The sequence below is a fragment of the Bacteroides sp. D55t1_190419_B8 genome (assembly GCF_015558905.1).
GTDB classification, from domain to species: domain Bacteria; phylum Bacteroidota; class Bacteroidia; order Bacteroidales; family Bacteroidaceae; genus Bacteroides; species Bacteroides vicugnae.
In genome coordinates, this window is the sequence record NZ_JADMOU010000067.1 from 1 (window position 1) to 1,586 (window position 1,586).

Annotated in this window: 2 protein-coding genes; both read right to left on the reverse strand. The window is 32.5% G+C overall.

The window, feature by feature from the left end:
* Positions 1 to 218 precede the first annotated feature (218 nt).
* On the reverse strand, positions 219 to 800 hold the full coding sequence (locus I2I13_RS24355; RefSeq protein WP_195650758.1) for a hypothetical protein: 582 nt from the start codon (positions 798 to 800) through the stop codon (positions 219 to 221).
* 9 nt (positions 801 to 809) lie between these two features.
* Positions 810 to 1,586, reverse strand: a 777-nt coding sequence (locus tag I2I13_RS24360; protein WP_229128720.1) for a polymorphic toxin type 44 domain-containing protein, incomplete at its 5' end; no start/stop codon positions are given.

The following is a 1,586-nucleotide window of genomic DNA, read 5'->3' on the forward strand; positions in this document are numbered from 1 at the left end:
AATAGAGCTGCCATCTTCAAACTCTATACGGTTCGGTAAATTTAGGAAATTATATTGAATATCAATTATCTTTTTATCCAAATCTTTCAATAAAGCAACAACATTTCCCGTGTTATTGTCAGCATATAAAAATAAAAACGGTATAAATCCTACTTTGAAGGATTTATACCGTTCTTAAAAATAAATGATAGATACTGGTATATTTCTTTCAAAAGAAACTAATTTCTATCTGAAGAAATCAAAAGATACAAATTATCCTTTCTATCCATTATAATGAAGCGACTTTTAAAATCTCTCATTTGAGTTTGAGCTTCTGAAAGAACGGCTAAAAAGGCTCTGGGACCTATTTTATTATATTTATCGGCTTTGTATAAATAATAATAAAATTGAAACTTGCCGTCATTATAGACAGCTTGGCTACTCGAATATATACCATATTTACCTAAAATCTTAAGATTCCTCTTTAGCTCTTTCCATTCTTCTGGATTTAATCCCGGTACATTCTGCAAAGTATCTACATTGGGCTGCCAGTTTGGATTGTAACGCCCTTCTTGTATTGAACCATTTGGGTCATAATTCAATGTCGAATAAAGTAATCCTATTTTCCCTAAATATAAATCTCCAACCTCAACATAATCATCGGGATAAGTAGGTAGTACTTCTATCTTTTTCATATATATCTCTGATTCAAGTATTGCGTTACTTAATTCCGGTACATTATTAATATCCAATACATATTCATTTTTACATGAACTCATCACCAAAACAAATATTAATAATATAAATTTATTTTTTCGCATAACCTGATATTATTTAAAGTGTTTATTATAATATTCAAAACCTTGTCTAATCATATAATTATCCTTGTCTTCATCTCCGAAACTAAAAATAGAATGAGGAACATTAGGCTTAGACAACTGATTTACCCCTGCACCTACCTTCAATATAGATTCTGACAATCCAAAAGCTTTTCCTGCAACTCCATAATTAAAATTACCAAAATCATCATAACGGAATAGCTTACCATCATAGAACGCGTAGCCGTTTTTGAATACATTTCGTGTGTTAGTAGAAAACTCTCCTCCTTCTGCAACCTTTATATCAAAAGGGGCGCCATCAGTTACTAATTTCCGGAAAACGTCAAGTTTCCTTTTATATTTTCCCATGCCACCCATCATAATGCTTGATTCTTTGTTTTCAAGCCGTCGATCCATTGCAGAAAAATAGTCCTTTGTCTTCTCTAGAAATGAATTAAATACACTTGTTTTATCAGGAACATCTTTTTTCAATCCAACATAAGTATCTTTAACTGTTAGTTCATTTCCTACAGCATTGGTAGTTCGAACATAGACTTTATTATCATCAATGCCGTCATTAAATAGAAATTTTCCTGAATAGCCACTATAATAGTCTCCATAAACCATGCCTGTCGGATCTATGTATTTAATAGGATTGTTTGCACAATAATTATACGGACTAATGCCATAACATTTATCCGCCATCGGATCCACCACATGCCATCTTCCCAATGCCGCATCATACATTCGCGCTCCATAATCATACCAATCCAGTCCGCCTTTTCTATC

Excerpts from the sequence above, each read along its gene's own strand:
- I2I13_RS24355 (WP_195650758.1), bottom strand. The coding sequence starts at position 800 with ATGCGAAAAAATAAATTTATATTATTAATATTTGTTTTGGTGATGAGT.